We start from the raw sequence: 17,733 nt of genomic DNA on the forward strand, positions 1-17,733 counted from the left end.
TTTTGCAGCAAAAGAAAAAAGTTCAAATGCTGCTTGATAGTTTTTCTCTACTCCCTTCCCATATAAATAGAAAACCCCTAAAGATAATGAACAATAAGGATTTGTTCCCGCACAGACTTTTAATTTTTCAATATCTACCAGCTTGGAAGCAGCCTCAACAGTAACCGAAGCTGTGATTCCTTGACTGGACTCCTCAGCAGGAGGTTTATAGTCAGCTTCAACAACAGCGCTAAAAATGACTAAAGATAAAATAATATTTAAAACTTTGATTTTATTGTCTCCTCACGAAGTTAACAGGCTATCATCCAGCGTCTTGAATAAATATCTACTTCACTTTCATTAAATATATCAATGTAACCTATTGATGTAAATAGACTAATCCATCATCATCATCTAAGAATTCCAGGTTAGTCATTCCGCAAAATTGGACAAGAATATTTATAGGGTCTATTGCTACTACACATGGAAAATTAAGTTGTTGAAATATAGATGTTATATTTTTACACGCTAATTTATCGATGCCATTTGAGCTGATTTTTGCATCGCTAATAGTGGCCAATTCTTAGGGAATAATTATAACTGTACATTTACAGCTTGTAGGGAGTATGTCTGTAGCAGGATTTATTGAATAAATTAGTGACATTTAAAATCGGCTACTAACACATTTTGGGGCATAAACGTGTCGGTATGTTGACGTTAAAAGGGACAAATTCAACTCTAAACTTGAGGACGTTGAAGACTCTTTATAAAAGAATGCGTGAGCCTGACAGGCCTATCGGAAGCGTTAGCATTTTCACTCTTTACTGCAAGATGGGCCGAAGCAGGATTAAAACGAAGATAAATGCTGGATCAATCCCCATGGCGACCTTTTCGCATCTGTTGTTTAAGTCAATCGGGAAAATGTTGCAGGGCGGCTGGCCAATTCTTTTATGAAGATTAGAGAGGGAACAGCCGTTAGTGGCCGTAGGCAATAAAGAATAAACAGGCAAATGATGTTGATCATTCATTATGCCACGGCAAATGTTACCAACTGAGCGAATATATGACCGGCAGTAATAGCGATAAACTCAGCCAGACAATGATCGTTAGGGGAACGCCCACACGGACAAAATCGATAAACTTATAACCACCCGCATGCATTACCAGCAGGTTAGTCTTATACGCCATGGGGGTGGCGTAACTCATATTGGCGCCAAACAGCACAGCAATAACAAAGGGTTCGGGATCAACCTGCAGTTGCTGCGCGATGCTGATAGCAATGGGAGTACCAATGACTGCCGCAGCATTATTGGAAACAATATTGGTCATAATTGCCATTAACAACATCAGTCCAGACACAATAACCGCCGAAGAAGCCCCCGCCGTTAAGGCCACAAAGACTTGGGCCAAATACTCTGCACCGCCGGTTTTCAATAATGCAGCCCCCATCGCCAAACTCGCCGCGACAATCAGAATAACCTGGGTGCTCAGCGCCATGGAAGCATGCTGCCAGGTTAAGCAGCGGGTGATCAGCATCAGTAATACACCACCGACTGCGCTGATCGCAATGGGAACGCCCCCAAATGCCGACACAAGAATAATCCCAGCCATGATCAGCAGAGCCGTTAGCGCTTTATCGGTGTGCGGCAGGTCTGCGGTCGCATCGAGAACCAATAGCTCACCCGCTCGTTTGATTTCACCTATGGTATCTTGATTACCCTGCACCAGCAGAACATCACCGATGCGCAGGCGAGCCTGGGCTATTTTTTCGCGCAGCGTCTCGACTGAGCTTTCCCCCCGATGTATTGCCAGGACCATTAACTGATAGCGATTATAAAAGTTAACTTGCCTTAAGGTCATGCCAAGCAGAGGAGAACCTTGCATGACAACTATTTCGGCGATCTGCTGTCCCTCACCGGATAATGGATGCTCTTCATCCACCGGGTTATCGCCGACATAGAGCATGGCCTCCAGAGCACTTTCCAGCTCCTTAAGATTGTCCGGCGTTTCATTGACCATCAACCTGTCCCCTGCCTGAATTTGCGCATCCGGCAAGGGGACAATATAGGTTCCGCTACCCCGCATGATGCGTGATACTTCCAGCAACCCTGAGGTCTTTTCGGTCAGCTCTGTCAATGTCTTGCCGACGGAAAAACCGTCTTCCAATATCACCAGTTGGGCGGAAAATATTCTTGGAGAGGTATCGCTGAGTATGGCCTTACGTGCAGGCAGTAGGCGTGGTGCAATCAACCATAGATAAACAATGGCAATGCCGGCAACGATTGCTGCTGGTACAAAAAAATCAAACATCTGCAGTCTTCTCAGGCCCATATCAGCAGCCACCGAGACCACTAACAAATTCGTCGAGGTACCTATACTGGTACTCATGCCGCCCACCAGCGTCGCAAACCCCATTGGCATTAACACCCCCGAAGCAGGCGCTCCGGTTCGCAGCGAGACACTGATCAGAATAGGAAGCAGCAGCACGACTATCGGCACATTATTGACAAATGCACTGAGAAAAGCGCCAATCAGCAGGGTCAGCAACATACTCAATACAGGGCTTACTCGCCATAAACGCGCTAGAATTCGGCCAAGAGGCACCAGGGCTCCCGTGCGCACCAAGCCGTTTCCGGCAATCATCAATGCACACACAGCCACCAGCGCTTCATGGCCAAAACCACTGAAAAATTGCAGCGCCTCAAGATGTTGCCCCTGGGCGTTGATGTAAGGAAAAACAGTAAAACCTATGCTCAGCACTGCCAGAATAAACAGACTCGACGTCTCAATGGCAATAGATTCTCTGGTAAACAGAAACAGAGCAAGCAAGACAAGCAATAGCACTGCAAGTGCATGCACATCAGGAAGCGGTGGCAAAGTCATGATATTCATTGCTGGCACCTGTCAGTTAACCTTTTTTATTTGCATATGCATGGTAAAGCAGAGGCTTGCTCTGAAGATCTTTTCTACGACGCTCTTCAGTGCAGGTTGGCGTTTGTTTGTTGACCCTATATCACCTAAATATTAGGCTTTTTTTCTAATAAAGCTAATTGAAGAGAAACAAATCAGCAAGTTATGGGTTATGTCTTATTGTATAACCCACAGGCAAGCATGAAATTGAAGATTCAGCGGCCTAACATTGTCATTTAACGCCATGTCAAAATTGAATTGTTTTCCTGACGAAACACAAGCTGTAGCCATGTCGCAGTAATGTCATCATCCAGTAAGAGGTATTTTTTGTTTGATTTGCAAGACTTATGCTGGATATTGTTACTAGTCATATGATTTTTATAGCGCCATAAAAAACCATAGAACAACAATTAATAACCATTATTTTCAATATCTTAATCTTAAACAGCGATTTTTACATCTTGCATCTGGCTCAGGATCACATTTATATCTCACCAATTAGCATTACTACCTCCAAAGGATTAGCATTAGATAAATTTCATATATTCAGGGCGGCTTTATGACGATTTGTAAAACAATGTTGGTCTTATCCTCAATTTTTTGGCTTGGGGCTTGTGGGAGTGATAGTGATAGTACTGTCACGGCGCCGGAACAGGTATTGCCTCAGGGGCAGTTCTCTCTAGCCATTTCCGACTCGCCTATGGCTGGCGTTACCCATGTGGGCATGGTCATGGGGGAACTGGTCATGACAGATGCCGCGGGCGACATCCATAGGCATGACTTACAGGATATGGCATTTAACCTACTCGATTTCCAGGGGATGGACAGTCATCTTATGGTCGATAGCATCGACTTGCCCCCAGGGCAGTATCATGATGCCTATGTCACCACCCAGCAAGGCGATGGCAATGACGGCTGCTATGTTGAAGATGGCCAGGGTCGCCACGGTTTGCATATTACCAATGGACAGCTGCCCGTTTCGGATTTTGAGGTCGTCGCTGACCAGCATCTTGCCATCACCATGGAAATTGATTTGTATCGTGGCTTGTCTAACGAGCAGGGGCAATACCTTTTAAATCATGAAGCCATGTGGTCTGTCGATAATAGTCATATGGGTCACTTGCTAGGTGAGGTCGACCCCCAGTGGATTGCCGATTGCGAAACAACTCACTCCGATCTGGCTTCGGCGGGAGGGCAATTTAGCCATATGGCCTACCTGTACCCCGAAGAGGTCACCGATATTAACCAAATGGCAGATATGGGAACCAATCCACCAGCGGGTTTCATCCCCCCTACGGCAGTCAGTCCTATGATGCAGGATACCGACGGCAACTGGCACTTTGCCATGGGCTACTTGCCAGCCGGAAACTATCGGGTCGGCTATAGCTGTTTAGGCCATGTAGATGATCCAATCACCGATGAGATCACTAGTGGTCCATTTGTTATGTTTAAAGATTCAGGTTCAATTACCATAGAAGCAGGTACACAGGGTGGCCAGCAGACGGTACATGAGTGCGGTAATGGCAATGGTGGTCATCACGGCGGCATGGGTATGGGTTTGGGCGGCTAGCGATAATAGTCAGGCTCACATTCAATTTGGGAGCCTTCACGCCTAAAAGCATGGTGAACTAAGTTAACGGTAATGATGATTGAGTTGAAGTATGAGCAGATACCTCGTTAATCATTGTTATCGTTGCGTTGAGGTAGAGCCGCAGCTCTTCACATAAAAGTGGCAATCGGTTTTTCTCTCTAACACACAATGGCCGTTTTGAGTCAGCAAATATCCACTGACGGGTAGATGGACAGGAATGAGCTAGGGTTTTTACTCCATTATCTACGTTCAAATAACAACAAGTAATGTATTACTTGTCATTACAACACCACGATTTAGGATCTAATGCTTATCTAAATGTCTATTATTAAGGGTACAGATCATTTTAAAACATAGTCTTAGTTTCGCTCAGCAACGACACCGCCAAACAATTTTCTGAACCCAAATCTCATTGTATTGAATAATTAATCTTTGCGGTCCTTGGTAAATTTTGGGATAAAAACATTCTATCTTAATGACTTTAATAACAATAAAAAAGTATCAACATACCGTCTGGCATATAACGCTAAGCAATTGACGCGTTCCAAAATATTGACGCTTGTAAACTGAACAATACTCGATAAAGTTAGCTAACGTTTAAGACAAGAGATTGTTTTTTCACGACAACGCCATCCCTCCAATGAATAAGAAGGTCCACCATGAAAACAGTAAAAACACTGATTGCGCTCTCCCTATCGGGCTTGCTTGTCGCCTGTGGTGGTGGTGACGACACTTCCTCGCCGCAAATGGGAGAGTTTAGCTTAGGCGTGTCAGATAACCCGAGTGACGCAAAAAACGTGACTATCGCTTTTAAGCAAGTCGTATTGAAAAATGATACGGGCAGCATTTCATTTGACGTGTCTGACGACGGCGATTTAAAACAAGTCAATTTACTCGAATATCAAGGTACAGCTGTTGAAACTTTAGTGAGCGGTCAAAGTATCCCCGTTGGCGAATACCAAATGTGTATTTACATGCAAAGAAGTGAAACGCCAAATGCCGAGAGCTCTTTTGTTAAAACCATAGATGATAATCTCTATGGACTGACAACCAACAGCAATGGCTCTTGTGGCGGTGTTGGCGCAGACGATGCTGATACTGGCCGTTTATTTTTCAATAAAACATTTACTATCGCAGCCGGTATAAACAGCTTTGTCGCCGAATTTGACCTAAACAGTGGCTTACAAGACCCCCACGGCAATAAAGACTACTGGACCTTAAAACCAACATCAGTTCAGTTACATAACAATGCTGAAGTCGGAGCCATTAAAGGCAATATTCCCTCAGAGCTCGAGACACTATGTGGAACAGCAGCAGGTGGCAGCCTCTTTAGTCATGCTGTCTATCTTTACTCAGATGCAACAGCACTCGACAATATGAGCGATTTCAGAAGTGATGCCGTTGTGGCACCACAAATTGCGCCAATTGCTTCTGCTAGAGTCAACGATATTATCGATCAGAACGGTGAAGTCATTGGCCAAGGCTATGAATTTGGTTTCGTCGTTGCAGGCAGCTACAGTGTGGGTTACACCTGTGTAGCCCAAAATGACGATCCTGATCTCAATAACAACCCTGATGATTTAGAGCTACCTTTCTTTATCCATGCGGATAAACAAACAGTGACAGTGACCAATGGCACTGTGGCTAATGGTGATTTTGCTAACACGCTCAATCCATAGTCTTGAGCCATAGACTTAAGCCATAGTCTTAAGCCATAGTCTTAAGCCATAGTCTTGAGCAACTCGCTTAACACCAAATAAAGCTGACTTATAAAAAAGCATCCGTAATGGATGCTTTTTTTTATGACTCGCTCATTCATTTAACCGTAAAAAACCATTAACACCCAGTAAGATCTGCAGCCATTAAGTAGAAAAGATACTTTAAAAAAATAGGCCATCAATGGCTATAACATTCGCGGTTGTAGTGATAACCCCTGAATAAAACTACCTTATTCCTTAACTATCCAACTCAATATGGGCATAAACATATTAATAAATCCAACCCGATTACTGGACAACATTGAGCTAACGATTTAATCCTAACGTAACCTCAACAGAGGTTAAGGGATGGGATAAGTTAGCCAAGATCAGAATGTTTGGTCTATTTCATATCAAACTTGCTACTTTTTTGCTCTTTTTTTGCGATTAGTCTTGCTAATAATGCCCATTGACGCATCAATAGTTCGCTTATTGCAAATCAACATCACCATCGTAATAAGCGCCTGTTTAATAAGGTTTTATTATCTAGTTCTTAGGTTCTTTGAGGCGGTAATATCGACTAAAGCTATGGTATGCAGTTATTTAAATAGTGCAAATTCGTTGGTGCGATGCGGGTTTAGTAAGGACTCTATTTCAATAACGCTCTATTGCATAAATGTCACTTTATCCCTTTAAGTCGGGTGTCGGCGAAGCGCCACGGCCCTAAGGTCACACGCTCTTATTTAGAAACAAAACATGACTTATTCGAGTAAGTGTTTGGCTTGTTTCAGCGCGATCATTTCATCTTCGCTTGGGTTAAGCGCGATCACACTGTCGATTTGCATTGCTAATGATTGCCACAATGGTTCGATTACTTGTAAGTGATCGTCATTGGCGTGTACCTTAGCTAATGTGAGTAAATACGCCGCTTGCACCACATCGATACGGCCTAGAATACCGTCGGCTAACGCCACGCTTAGCTCTATCATTGCGCTAACATTGTGACCGTACTTTATAGCTTGATGTAAGTAATGCTCGGCTTTAGTGCGCTGTTGTTGGCTGGCATTGTCGTCATGCAAAATATCACTGCCGCAATATAACATTGCATCGACTTGACCTTGCTCGGCAGCTTCGCTCATCCATTGCTGACTCGCAGCCAAGTCTATTTGGCAACCCAAACCTTCGCTCAGCATCAGGGCTAAATGATATTGTGCATTCGGATAACCTGCTTGGGCTGCTTTATTAATCCATACAAATGCTTGTTCGAACTGCTGGGCTTGATAAAACAACACCCCAAGATTAGACATAGCCTCGGCATTTTCCGCATTGGCAGCAAGGGTCAATAAACGCTCGGCTTGAGTTAGGTCGACGGTAAATTGATTACTGCCGATAAGGTAGAAAAACCCCAGTAATGCTTGTGCTTCAACAATGTCTTTTTCGGCAGCTTTAGCAATAAGTTGCTCACCTTCGATTGGATTTGGATCGCTGCAATAGCCATGCAATAAGCTCACACCGTGCTCAAATAATGCCGCTTGATGTTGAGTGGATGCAACACGAAACCAATGTGCCGCTTGTGCAAATGCCTCTGCTGATGTTTGTTCAACGGATGCCGACGTCGCCGCGCTTTCTGTCGCGGATGTGTCAATGGTTTGCGCCAACGCGCGCTCCTGCTCTTGTAACATTAACCCTTTGGCTTTGAGTGACATTGCCACTAAATACTGTGCTTCAGGATCATTCTTCATCACTGCGCGATAACATAAATCGCGGCCAGCGTATGAATCAAATGCTTCAAATTGGTAGCGGGGTGCAGTGCCTCGATGTAAAGAGGGGTATAGCTTTACAATTAACTGCAAAATATGACGAATCGACTTTTCTGCGATGCTAATGAGCTGAATTTGGGTTAAATGATATTTTTCAGGATGGGCACCACGATTACCGTCACTGCGCAGGCGATGTAACGCCCGCACGGCAGCAACATCAATCACGCGCAGCTGATTTAACTGTTCGATGCGATCATATAAGTTGGCAGAGGTAAATGTTACATCATGCTTCTGAGCTAATTGAGCGGCTAACTTATGGGTAAAGCTTCTAATATAAACTAACGCTTGGGTTGGAATGTCGCGTACATAGCTTTTGGCTAAACGGTAATCATTGCCCAACTCAATAGAGAAACCATCAATAAACTCAATATCATTTAACAATGGTCTCTCCTTTTTGAGTATCTATAACATCTTTATCCTTCAGAGTTGTCAGCATCCGGTGTTTTACGATTGATCATATACAATCTAAACAAAGCAATATTAACGAACAAACCTAAGAACGAAAAAGTGGTTTCAACGACCAGTTGTAGCGGAAAGCCAACTTGCATCGCGAATTGTGAAAACATACCGCCTAATAGAGACAATGGCACGTATAGCATTAATACCGCAATGGTTTTAATGGTGATAGGGCCACTAAATTTAAAGCTGCTCTTAATCGCTTCAAATGGCGTTAAACGCTCAACCACCACCATAAAATTGACATAGGCTAGGCGAGAGAATAAGTACAAGCTCACTATTAAGCCAATTAACCACAGTGGCCCAAACGCCGCAAAAATCATTACTGGCGCTAAAATCGCTAAACCAGAAAATACCCCAGCCAGTAATAGCGGTGGTACAAACGGAAAGCTGGCTTTTAGTATTTGTGCCGGCGCAAGATCGTGGCCTTGAGAGCGTAACTCTAAATATAAGGTTAAGGCGGCAATTAAAAATGAAAACACCAACAATAGCACCATCATTGCAGCAGCATGAATAGCACCAAATTGCGGGTTTTCAACATCCGCTTGGATCATTTCATTACCCAGCCAAAGTTGAATCGCGACTTGGATTAACAAAAATGGCAAAGTCAGTACGGCAAGCTGACGGATGTGGTTTCGAAAAAAGTTAAATGCTTCAGCCATAATTGCAAACAATGACATGTGGGTTCCAGTAATCTATTAACGACGAATATGGCGCTTAGGATACCCAAAAAAAACGTATTTTGCACAAATCAAATTATTAAAAGATGCGATCATTTGTCGCATTTATGTAAATTAGGCTAAAATAGCATCTAAGTTTTGACATTTAGCCACATAAAAGGATACCCATTATGAAATTGGCATTATCATTAGCGATACTTTTTAGCGCCTTTATATTCTCAGCTCCAGCATCGGCGGGCTGGTTAGATAACGTGACTGAAATAACCAAAAAACCGGCAGCAGAACAAGCTAAAACAATTGACCAATCCCAAGCAACTGAGCAATCAAGTGTTTTAGTGGCTAGCGTTATGTCACAACTGGGGTTAACTCAACCCCAAGCAGAAGGCGGATTAGGGTCACTACTTAGCTTGGCCCAAAGTAATTTAGGTGCAAATGATTTCAGTCAATTAAGCGACAGCATCCCTAATACAGACGGTCTACTTGCTGCGGTACCTGCGTTAGCATCAGACAGTGGTATGTCAGGATTATTATCAAAAACGGGTGATTTAGGCACTGCGTTACAAGGTAGCGCAATGGTATATGATGCTTTTGACAAACTAGGTATCTCAAAAGAATATATTACACCTATGGTGAATATCGCTAAAAACTATCTACAGCAAAGTGGCGGTGACGGCACGGTTGATTTATTAATCAAAGGCCTAGGCTCAGTTTTATAATCAGCCTTAAGACGGTCTGACAATCATAGTGAACTTACGTTAACATTATTTAATCCCATGCTATTCGCTTGGGATTATCATTTTTGCTAGCATCGGTATGTCTAATGTCATTATAACGGAGTGATTATGATCGCTAAACTCAAGCAGTTTCTCCAATCGCATGCTCAAGAAAGTAGCCCTGAAGATAAACAGAAAAACCTCAACCTCGCGGCGGCAACCCTATTACAAGAGGTTGTGTATGCCGATGAAAATTTGGCCGCAGCTGAAGCAGCTTTACTGCCAGAAATGCTCATCAACACTTTAGGCATTAGCTCAGAAGAAGCGATAATCCTGATAGACGAGGCGAAACAAAGTCGTAAAGACGCCACATCATTATTTGAATTCACCGCCGAAATCAATGCTCAATTTAGTATTAATGATAAACAAAAATTACTGCTGTCAATGTGGCAATTAGCCTATTCCGACGGTGAACTGTCTCAATATGAAGACCAGATTATTCGTCGTACGGCAGAGTTACTGCACTTAAAACACAGCGAACTGATTCAAATGCGTAATATTGCCATGGAAACTCGCTAAATAAAGCCCATTATCCTTAGTGATTACTCACTAAATACTTACGTGTAAGATGTGCTTTTTGCCACCACATAAAAGGGGCAACAACAATAACCATTACAATGGCATAAATCATATTGCTTCCAAGAGCAATACCTAAACCGATACAAAATAAGCAACCCGCAACCACCAAAGGTAAGTAGCGTTTGCTGAGTAACTTAGCAGCAGACAACATGGCCAACAGGTAAATAATCACAAAAACCCCATTGCTCCAAGCGATTAAATCTTCTAGTTCGTGAGCACCATAAAAGGTGACAACAATGACCACTGCCATCGAGCCTAAAATAGCAAACAAGGCTCTAAAAGGCACACCATGTGGATTTAACTTATCAAAATAGCGTGGCACTATGCCTTCTTTACTAAAGCTCCACAACAAACGCGCAGCGCTGGCAGCATACACATTCACTGTCGCTAACCCGCTAGCAATACCTAATACTCCGATAATGTAGCCACCATAGCCGCTCAATACGGTGTTTGAGAGTAAGTAATCAAACGCTGATATCATCGCTAAGCCGTCACCCTCTGTTGGCACCATAAGCAATAAAAAAGTACAGGCCAAATAAATAATCCCCACTAATACCGTCCCCATCATCATCGCAGGCAATAAGTCTTTATCGGGTTGGCGGAAATCGCTCGCAAGATGGGTCATGGCTTCAATACCTAAAAAGCTCCAAAAACCAATGCCCATGGCGAGCATAACCCCACTAAACTGCGGGTGGCTGGTATGAGCGAAGGTTTGTAGTTGATCAACATTTAACCCGCTAGCACCAAATAATATCGCCACTACCGTAACTATCAGCAACGTGAGGGCAAATTGTAATTTAGCTGACACCTGAATGCCTTTAATATTGAGCAGCAATAACACAACCACAATCAGCAATTCAGCCACTAATTGGCCAATCCCAGATATCGACACCAATGCATCTAAAAATTGAAAGGTCATTAAAATGGCTGCTGGCGCGCCAATGGGGATGACTAACAAAAAGATTAACCCAATTGTTCGGCCTGCTGTGGCACCAAAGGCTTTTTCAATGAAGTAAGCCGGGCCAGCGGCGTGAGGGAAACGACTCGCTAACAAACCAAACACTAATGCCACCGGGATAATCGCAACCGTCAATAATAACCATGCCAATAACGAACCTGAACCGGCTACCTCTATGGTCATTTGCGGTAAAATAAATACCCCAGTGCCTAACAATGTGGTGGCCATTAAGCCTGCGCCTTGCCAGCGTCCGATTGTTGCTGTTATTTGATTCATTATTTTAATCTTGTGAGATATATGGCGACATTATAAGGGCAAACAGGTAAACATGATGCGGATTAATTCGCGGCTATCAAGTTTTGCTTAGGGCGTTACAAAAAAAACGGGGGTCAGCATACTTTTTAAATTCAACACAGTGGTGACCATGGTACTGAATCAATTAATATTTTAACCGCCACAACGCAAATCCTTACCGGCCAAAATATTACGATTTAAATGAATTGATGAGCCTATATGCATCCCCATTCAATACAGTAACAGTATCAAATTCGGCAGGTTATTCATCCTATAGCTGACATTATTACAGGATCTTGAGCCTCTTTAGTTAACATCCTTTTTAGCCTCGAATGCTCATTATCGACCGCATAGCATCGAGCCGTTCACTCACTCCCTTGGGGCGATGGGGCAATTTATCGACTCTCTGTACATAATACAGCGGAAGCCATCTTCTGAAGGATTTTGTCGTTATTTATATTGTTGTTATTATTGTTATTATTATTGTTTTGCTACCTTATTAAAATCATCTTAGCAACCTCATTGCAACAAAAATAAAACAAGCATGAATGCCGCAGTTGCTTGCTTATAACCACAAGCTTTATTTCGCAGATTTTCGATAAAAATTTGCGCTAAATCTTAGATATATAGCGAACTTGACGTTACACTAATATTTGTTTATTTATCTTTGATATGAGCCAATATGCAACAACAGACCAGCGCCGATATGAATTTGTTATGGGGTCAATTGATCTTGGAAGAACTTGCACGCTTAGGGGCTAAGCATGTCTGTATGGCGCCAGGTTCTCGCTCAACTCCGCTAACATTGGCTGCTGCTAGTCAAACCAAGCTTACGCGTCACATTCATTTTGACGAACGAGGCTTAGGTTTTATGGCACTTGGACTGGCAAAGGCCAGCAATGCCCCTGTCGCTATCATAACCACCTCAGGTACCGCAGTGGCCAATCTTTATCCAGCGATTGTTGAGGCATGGTTAACCCATGTACCACTGATTATTTTGTCTGGCGACAGACCGCCTGAGCTGATTGATTGCGGCGCCAATCAAGCCATTATTCAGCCGGCTATATTTGCTCAATACGCCAAACAAGTTAACTTACCAACGCCTGATCTTGGTTATCCGGCTAATGCATTATTAAGTACAATTGATCATGCGGTAGCGAACCAGCATCAACCTGTGCATATAAACTGCATGTACCGCGAGCCTCTATACCCAGCAGAATTGGTGACATTAGCCCATGTAAAGAAAACGGCTAGTATTATAACATCAACGTATCTTGCGCCATTAAACCAATGGTTTGAAAACACTAAGCCATTAACTCGTTATGCTCGACTAACGAGTGCAGACTTACCGACAACAGACACCTTAATGCGCTTTGTTCATGGTAAGGGCGTGATAGTGGTTGGCACCTTAGCCCCTGAAGATAATCCACAGCAAATCGTCGCGTTAGCGCAAAAATTAGGCTGGCCGGTTTTAGTCGATGCACAATCACAGTTACGTCAACATCCTGGGGTAATAGGCCACGTTGACCAACTGTTATTAAACCCTAAAGCCAACAAAAAACTTGAACAAGCTGAGCGGATACTTGTCTTTGGGGGCCGTTTTGTTTCCAAACGTTTAACTCAATATATTGCTCAGCAAACTTGGCATAGCTACTGGCATGTGGGTCAATACGGCGATCGTTTAGATCCGACCCATCAATCTAAAGAATTTTACCAAGCAAGCGTTCAAGCGGTATGCCAATTACCTTGGCCACGATCATCACAAGCCAACTGGGCATTACAATTATTACCGCTAAATGAATCATTGGAGTCACTGTTTAAACAACAGATCGACAATAAAACCTTTGGTGAAGCGCAAGTCGTACGCGCCATTGCATTGGCTCAAACGGATCAACATTTACTGTTTATCGGTAATAGTTTACCTATCAGGCTTTACGATATGTATGCGCCAATTGCGACCAACACACCAGCCATTTATACCAACCGTGGCGCCTCTGGCATCGATGGGTTAATTGCAACAGCTTGTGGCGTTGCCGCAGACAAAAATGCACCGACCACTCTGGTTATGGGCGACTTATCCTGTTTACATGATTTAAATTCACTGGCACTGTTAACACAAATGACCCATCCATTTGTGCTGGTTATTATCAATAATGATGGCGGTAATATCTTTAATTTATTGCCCGTACCCAATGAGGAACTTCGCAATGACTTTTATCGGTTAAGCCATGGTGTAGAGTTTGGCTATGGTGCGGCTATGTTTGGTTTGGCCTATCGACAGGCCGATGACATTGAATCGTTTAATCAAGCTTATCAAGAAGCCTTTGAGTTTAATTGTGCCTCAGTCATTGAAATCAATGTCAGCCATACTCAAGCCAGCGATCAAATCGCTCAAATCAGCCAATGGGTGAAACAACACTAATGGTTATAATCAGTCGTTTTGGCCGACCACACTTACCTGCATTGTTAATGCTACATGGCTTCCTTGGCAGTAAAGACGACTGGTCTATTTTAATGCCCCGTTTAAGCCAATATTTCCATTGTATTTGTATTGATTTACCTGGGCATGGCGGTAACGAAGATACCTTAACCTCACCGGGTTTACACCAAGCTGCAGAGCTGATTGTCAGTAAAATGCACCGCATGGGTTATCAACAGTTTCATTTGTTGGGCTACTCTCTTGGGGGTCGGATAGCGCTGCATATTGCAGCTGATTTTGCCGATTCGCTACTGAGTTTAACACTCGAATCAGCCCATCCTGGGTTACAAGATGCTCAGCAACAAGCCTCCCGAGCCAAAAGCGACCGTCTCTGGGCTAACAAACTCCAGCATTTAGCCCTAGCGGATTTTCTGGCACTTTGGTACCAGCAAGCGGTATTTAGCGACTTGAGCGAACATCAAAAGCAGCAACTTATTTCAATACGCCGTATTAACGATCCGCAACGCTTAGCCAATTGTTACATGACAACCTCACTGAGCTTGCAACAAGACTGTCGAAATGTACTTGAGCGGCTCAACTGCCCATGCCATTTTATATATGGTGTTGATGATAAAAAGTTTGCTCAAGTGGCTATAGATTGGCAGGCGGCACTCGCAGGTTCAGTCAATTTACAATTACACCCATTACATGCTGCAGGACATAATATTCACAGCCTGCATCCTCAATTGTTTATCGATACCCTACTGACGTTATTGTGCTTAGATCCGCTAATGGGTTCAAAGGAGTAACAATGTCATCATCAGACGACTTAACGATAACCAGTTGCACCCTGTATCAATATCAAATTGAACTCAATCCGAGCTTACCCGTGGGTATACAACGAATTGATTTTCGCAAAGGATTAGTACTTGATATCCAACTTAATAATCAACAAACGGCTTGGGCTGAAATAGCGCCATTGTCAGGCTTGGACATTGATAGCCAGATGATAACGGGGTTTAGCCAAGAATCGCTTGATGAAGTGAAATCAAAACTGCAGCAGATATTACCCTCTTTGATAGATCAACCCTTAGTGGTATTAAATGCCATTGCCCAGCAGATATCGCTGCCATCATTGGCATTCTCATTAAGCTTATTGCATGCAAAATCAACCCATTGCCTGCCTATTATTATCGAAAATACACCGATTCAATCAGCAGTGGTGCCGTTACTTTATGATGGTATGTCGACAGCCATTATCACCCAAAAGCTACTGACACAAGCCAGCATAAACAGTGTTAAAATTAAAGTCGCTCAGACTAGCATGGCAAGCGAGATCCAATTTATTTATCAAGTACTGGCCATTGCACCACATGTCACATTACGTTTAGATGCCAATCGTGGTTTTAGCCTTGAACAGGCTATCGATTTTTTAGCGTGTTTACCAAAACACAAAATTGAATACATTGAAGAACCCTGCATTAACCCAAATGATAATCCGCAAATATACCGCCAACTAGGCATTAACTACGCGTTAGATGAATCACTCAACTTGCCTCAATTTGATCTCGATTTAGCCTTACAGCAACCCGGTTTGGGGGCCTTAATCATCAAACCTATGTTATTGGGTTCGCTGGAAAAATTGCAAAGTATGATCAGCCGAGCTCATCTCGAGGGAGTGCGTTGTATATTAAGCTCAAGCTTAGAAGCTGATATGGGCATTAACGACTTACGCTTAGTAAGCCAAGCATTAACCCCTGATGAATCGCCAGGCCTTGATACATTAAGCGCCTTTACTCAGCCAGTACTGTTAGCAACCTCAGGCTTATCGCCACAACTAAACCATCAGGTATTACAGCAACTCACTCATATTGGCCCAACACGTGATCCGAACAAGGTAGGTTAATAATGATGTCACCTTTGCATCAAGCAGCATTAACAACCCCAGATGCCATTGCGATTGAGACCTCGCATGATGGCGTAAACACCAGCACCAATTCTCATGTTAATTCTCGAATAAACTATGCTCGCTTAAGTGGTTTAGTCCGCCATGTAGTGCAACAGCTGCAATCTCAAGGCGTCAAGCATGGCGACATTGTGGCTTGTGTATCACATAATAATATTGAAATGATTTGCCTATATTGGGCTTGCGTTGATGCGGGATGGATATTTTTACCTCTGTCGCCTCGATTTGCCGATGTACAGATTAATCAGCTTATCAAACGCTTTGCTCTTCAATGGCTCTGGACCGATACCCCAAGCAAAAAAACGACCATTAAGATTAACCATTGGCTCGATATTGATTTACCTCAGAATGTACCTCAAGCAGCCAGCAGTGTTACAAAGATACCAGCGCATCAAGCTTCAAACATTATTCTCACCTCAGGCTCAAGTGGTACACCCAAAGCCGCAATGCATTGTTTAATTAACCATGTGAGCAGCGCCAAAGGGGCCGCAACCTCGATCCCTTTAACAACAACCGATGCTTGGCTATTATCGTTACCACTGTTTCATATTGGTGGGTTAGCCATTATTCATCGTTGTACCCTCGCGGGCGCCTGCATTGTATTGCGAAATCCTTCACAGTCACTGGCCGAACAGCTGCGAGGCAGTTCTATTACCCATGTGTCATTAGTGCCCACCCAAGCAATACAGATACTGCAGCAACAACCTGAAGCATTTAGCCATATTTCCGCGTTACTGTTAGGCGGCGGGGTCATAGAGTCTGCACTGATTGAGGAATTACAACACCTGCACATTAACGCTTACACCAGCTATGGTATGACAGAGATGAGCTCGCAAATCACCACAGCTAAAGCGAATTTATCCGGCCATCATGGTCGCCCTTTACCGTCAAGACAGCTTAGCCTAAAAGAGGGAGTGATTTGGGTTAAAGGTGACTGTTTATTTTTAGGCTATTTAACCGAAAATGGCTTAACACTTCCCGTAGATGAGCAAGGGTGGTTTTGTACCCATGATAAGGGCCAATTAGATTCCGAGGGTCAGCTGAGTATTTTAGGTCGAGTAGATAACATGTTTATTTGTGGTGGTGAAAATATTCATCCAGAACAACTTGAGGCGGTGTTATTAAGCCATCCTAATGTTGCCCAAGCCATTGTATTTCCGATAGACGATGCAACGTTTGGCCACTTACCTGCCGCCATTATTGATTATTGTGCAGTAGACAACAGTCATGGCGTTGATGCAGGGCATATTGCAGCCTTTGATGCTAAAAACATTGAAGTTGAAGCGATTGATATAGACGCCATTAATTTACAGCTGAGTCAGTTAGTTGAGTCAACGCTGGCACGCTTCAAGCGGCCTAGACAGTTTTTTATGTGGCCAAAAGAGGTTATCTCTGGTGGTTTAAAAGTGCCAAGAAAAAGTATTATTAGCGCGATTCTAACTCAGATAGCCGCTTCAAAAAAAGCGCAATAAATGGGGTTATTGATTGCTCAGCGACGATTGAACAACCCTTGCATCGGTCACTTTTGAATAGACTAAATTAAATTAGATTAGATTGGATTAGATTAGAGTAGATTGGAGTAGATTTAATTGACACAGATAAAGCTTCGCA

The 17,733-nt window shown here is 43.3% G+C and carries 12 protein-coding genes and 1 pseudogene; 8 read left to right on the plus strand and 5 right to left on the minus strand.

The window, feature by feature from the left end; genetic code table 11:
- Positions 1 to 12: 12 nt before the first annotated feature.
- Positions 13 to 270 (minus strand): annotated as a pseudogene (locus EGC80_RS22950) (SEL1-like repeat protein); the annotation flags it as partial.
- 753 nt (positions 271 to 1,023) lie between these two features.
- Positions 1,024 to 2,871, minus strand: coding sequence for an SLC13 family permease (locus EGC80_RS03070; protein WP_233768586.1), 1,848 nt, complete (start codon positions 2,869 to 2,871; stop codon positions 1,024 to 1,026).
- Between the two features lie 577 nt (positions 2,872 to 3,448).
- Between EGC80_RS03070 and EGC80_RS03075 the strand changes: the two genes are divergently transcribed.
- Positions 3,449 to 4,459, plus strand: a complete 1,011-nt coding sequence (locus EGC80_RS03075) for a DUF4382 domain-containing protein (RefSeq protein ID WP_124012698.1) — start codon at positions 3,449 to 3,451, stop codon at positions 4,457 to 4,459.
- Positions 4,460 to 5,139: 680 nt separating this feature from the next.
- A complete protein-coding gene (locus tag EGC80_RS03080; RefSeq protein WP_124012699.1) occupies positions 5,140 to 6,159 on the plus strand; it encodes a DUF4382 domain-containing protein in 1,020 nt (339 codons plus the stop codon).
- A 779-nt stretch (positions 6,160 to 6,938) separates the two neighbouring features.
- On the opposite strand, the gene EGC80_RS03085 is transcribed toward EGC80_RS03080, so the two are convergent.
- Both EGC80_RS03085 and EGC80_RS03090 read right to left on the minus strand, forming a co-directional pair.
- A complete protein-coding gene (locus EGC80_RS03085) occupies positions 6,939 to 8,378 on the minus strand; it encodes a DUF4145 domain-containing protein (RefSeq protein ID WP_124012700.1) in 1,440 nt (479 codons plus the stop codon).
- A gap of 32 nt (positions 8,379 to 8,410) precedes the next feature.
- On the minus strand, positions 8,411 to 9,133 hold the full coding sequence (locus EGC80_RS03090; protein WP_124012701.1) for a hypothetical protein: 723 nt from the start codon (positions 9,131 to 9,133) through the stop codon (positions 8,411 to 8,413).
- 170 nt (positions 9,134 to 9,303) lie between these two features.
- Here EGC80_RS03090 and EGC80_RS03095 point away from each other — a divergent pair, with 170 nt between their 5' ends.
- Together EGC80_RS03095 and EGC80_RS03100 are read left to right on the plus strand one after the other, a co-directional pair.
- Positions 9,304 to 9,849, plus strand: coding sequence for a DUF2780 domain-containing protein (locus EGC80_RS03095; protein WP_124012702.1), 546 nt, complete (start codon positions 9,304 to 9,306; stop codon positions 9,847 to 9,849).
- A gap of 126 nt (positions 9,850 to 9,975) precedes the next feature.
- Positions 9,976 to 10,425: a tellurite resistance TerB family protein gene (locus EGC80_RS03100; protein WP_124012703.1), complete on the plus strand. Its 450-nt coding sequence runs from the start codon at positions 9,976 to 9,978 to the stop codon at positions 10,423 to 10,425.
- 16 nt (positions 10,426 to 10,441) lie between these two features.
- Here the strand turns inward: EGC80_RS03100 and yjeH are convergent, their stop codons facing one another.
- Positions 10,442 to 11,719 (minus strand): L-methionine/branched-chain amino acid transporter, encoded by a 1,278-nt coding sequence (yjeH, locus tag EGC80_RS03105; protein WP_124012704.1) that lies wholly within the window; start codon positions 11,717 to 11,719, stop codon positions 10,442 to 10,444.
- Between the two features lie 700 nt (positions 11,720 to 12,419).
- On the opposite strand from yjeH, the gene menD reads away from it, so the two are divergent.
- Genes menD through menE form a run of 4 tightly spaced genes read left to right on the plus strand, consistent with a single transcriptional unit; the run spans position 12,420 to position 17,594 of the window.
- Complete coding sequence (gene menD, locus EGC80_RS03110; RefSeq protein WP_124012705.1) at positions 12,420 to 14,159, plus strand: 2-succinyl-5-enolpyruvyl-6-hydroxy-3-cyclohexene-1-carboxylic-acid synthase; 1,740 nt, start codon at positions 12,420 to 12,422, stop codon at positions 14,157 to 14,159.
- The gene (gene menH / locus EGC80_RS03115) at positions 14,159 to 14,965 is read left to right on the plus strand and encodes a 2-succinyl-6-hydroxy-2,4-cyclohexadiene-1-carboxylate synthase (RefSeq protein WP_124012706.1); all 807 of its coding nucleotides are present in this window, start codon (positions 14,159 to 14,161) and stop codon (positions 14,963 to 14,965) included. The genes menD and menH overlap by 1 nt, the downstream gene beginning before the upstream one ends.
- A 2-nt stretch (positions 14,966 to 14,967) precedes the next feature.
- Positions 14,968 to 16,062: an o-succinylbenzoate synthase gene (menC, locus tag EGC80_RS03120; RefSeq protein ID WP_124012707.1), complete on the plus strand. Its 1,095-nt coding sequence runs from the start codon at positions 14,968 to 14,970 to the stop codon at positions 16,060 to 16,062.
- Between the two features lie 2 nt (positions 16,063 to 16,064).
- Positions 16,065 to 17,594, plus strand: coding sequence for an o-succinylbenzoate--CoA ligase (gene menE / locus EGC80_RS03125; protein ID WP_124012708.1), 1,530 nt, complete (start codon positions 16,065 to 16,067; stop codon positions 17,592 to 17,594).
- Positions 17,595 to 17,733: the final 139 nt, after the last annotated feature.

The organism is Shewanella psychromarinicola (assembly GCF_003855155.1).
Classification (GTDB): Bacteria; Pseudomonadota; Gammaproteobacteria; order Enterobacterales; family Shewanellaceae; genus Shewanella; species Shewanella psychromarinicola.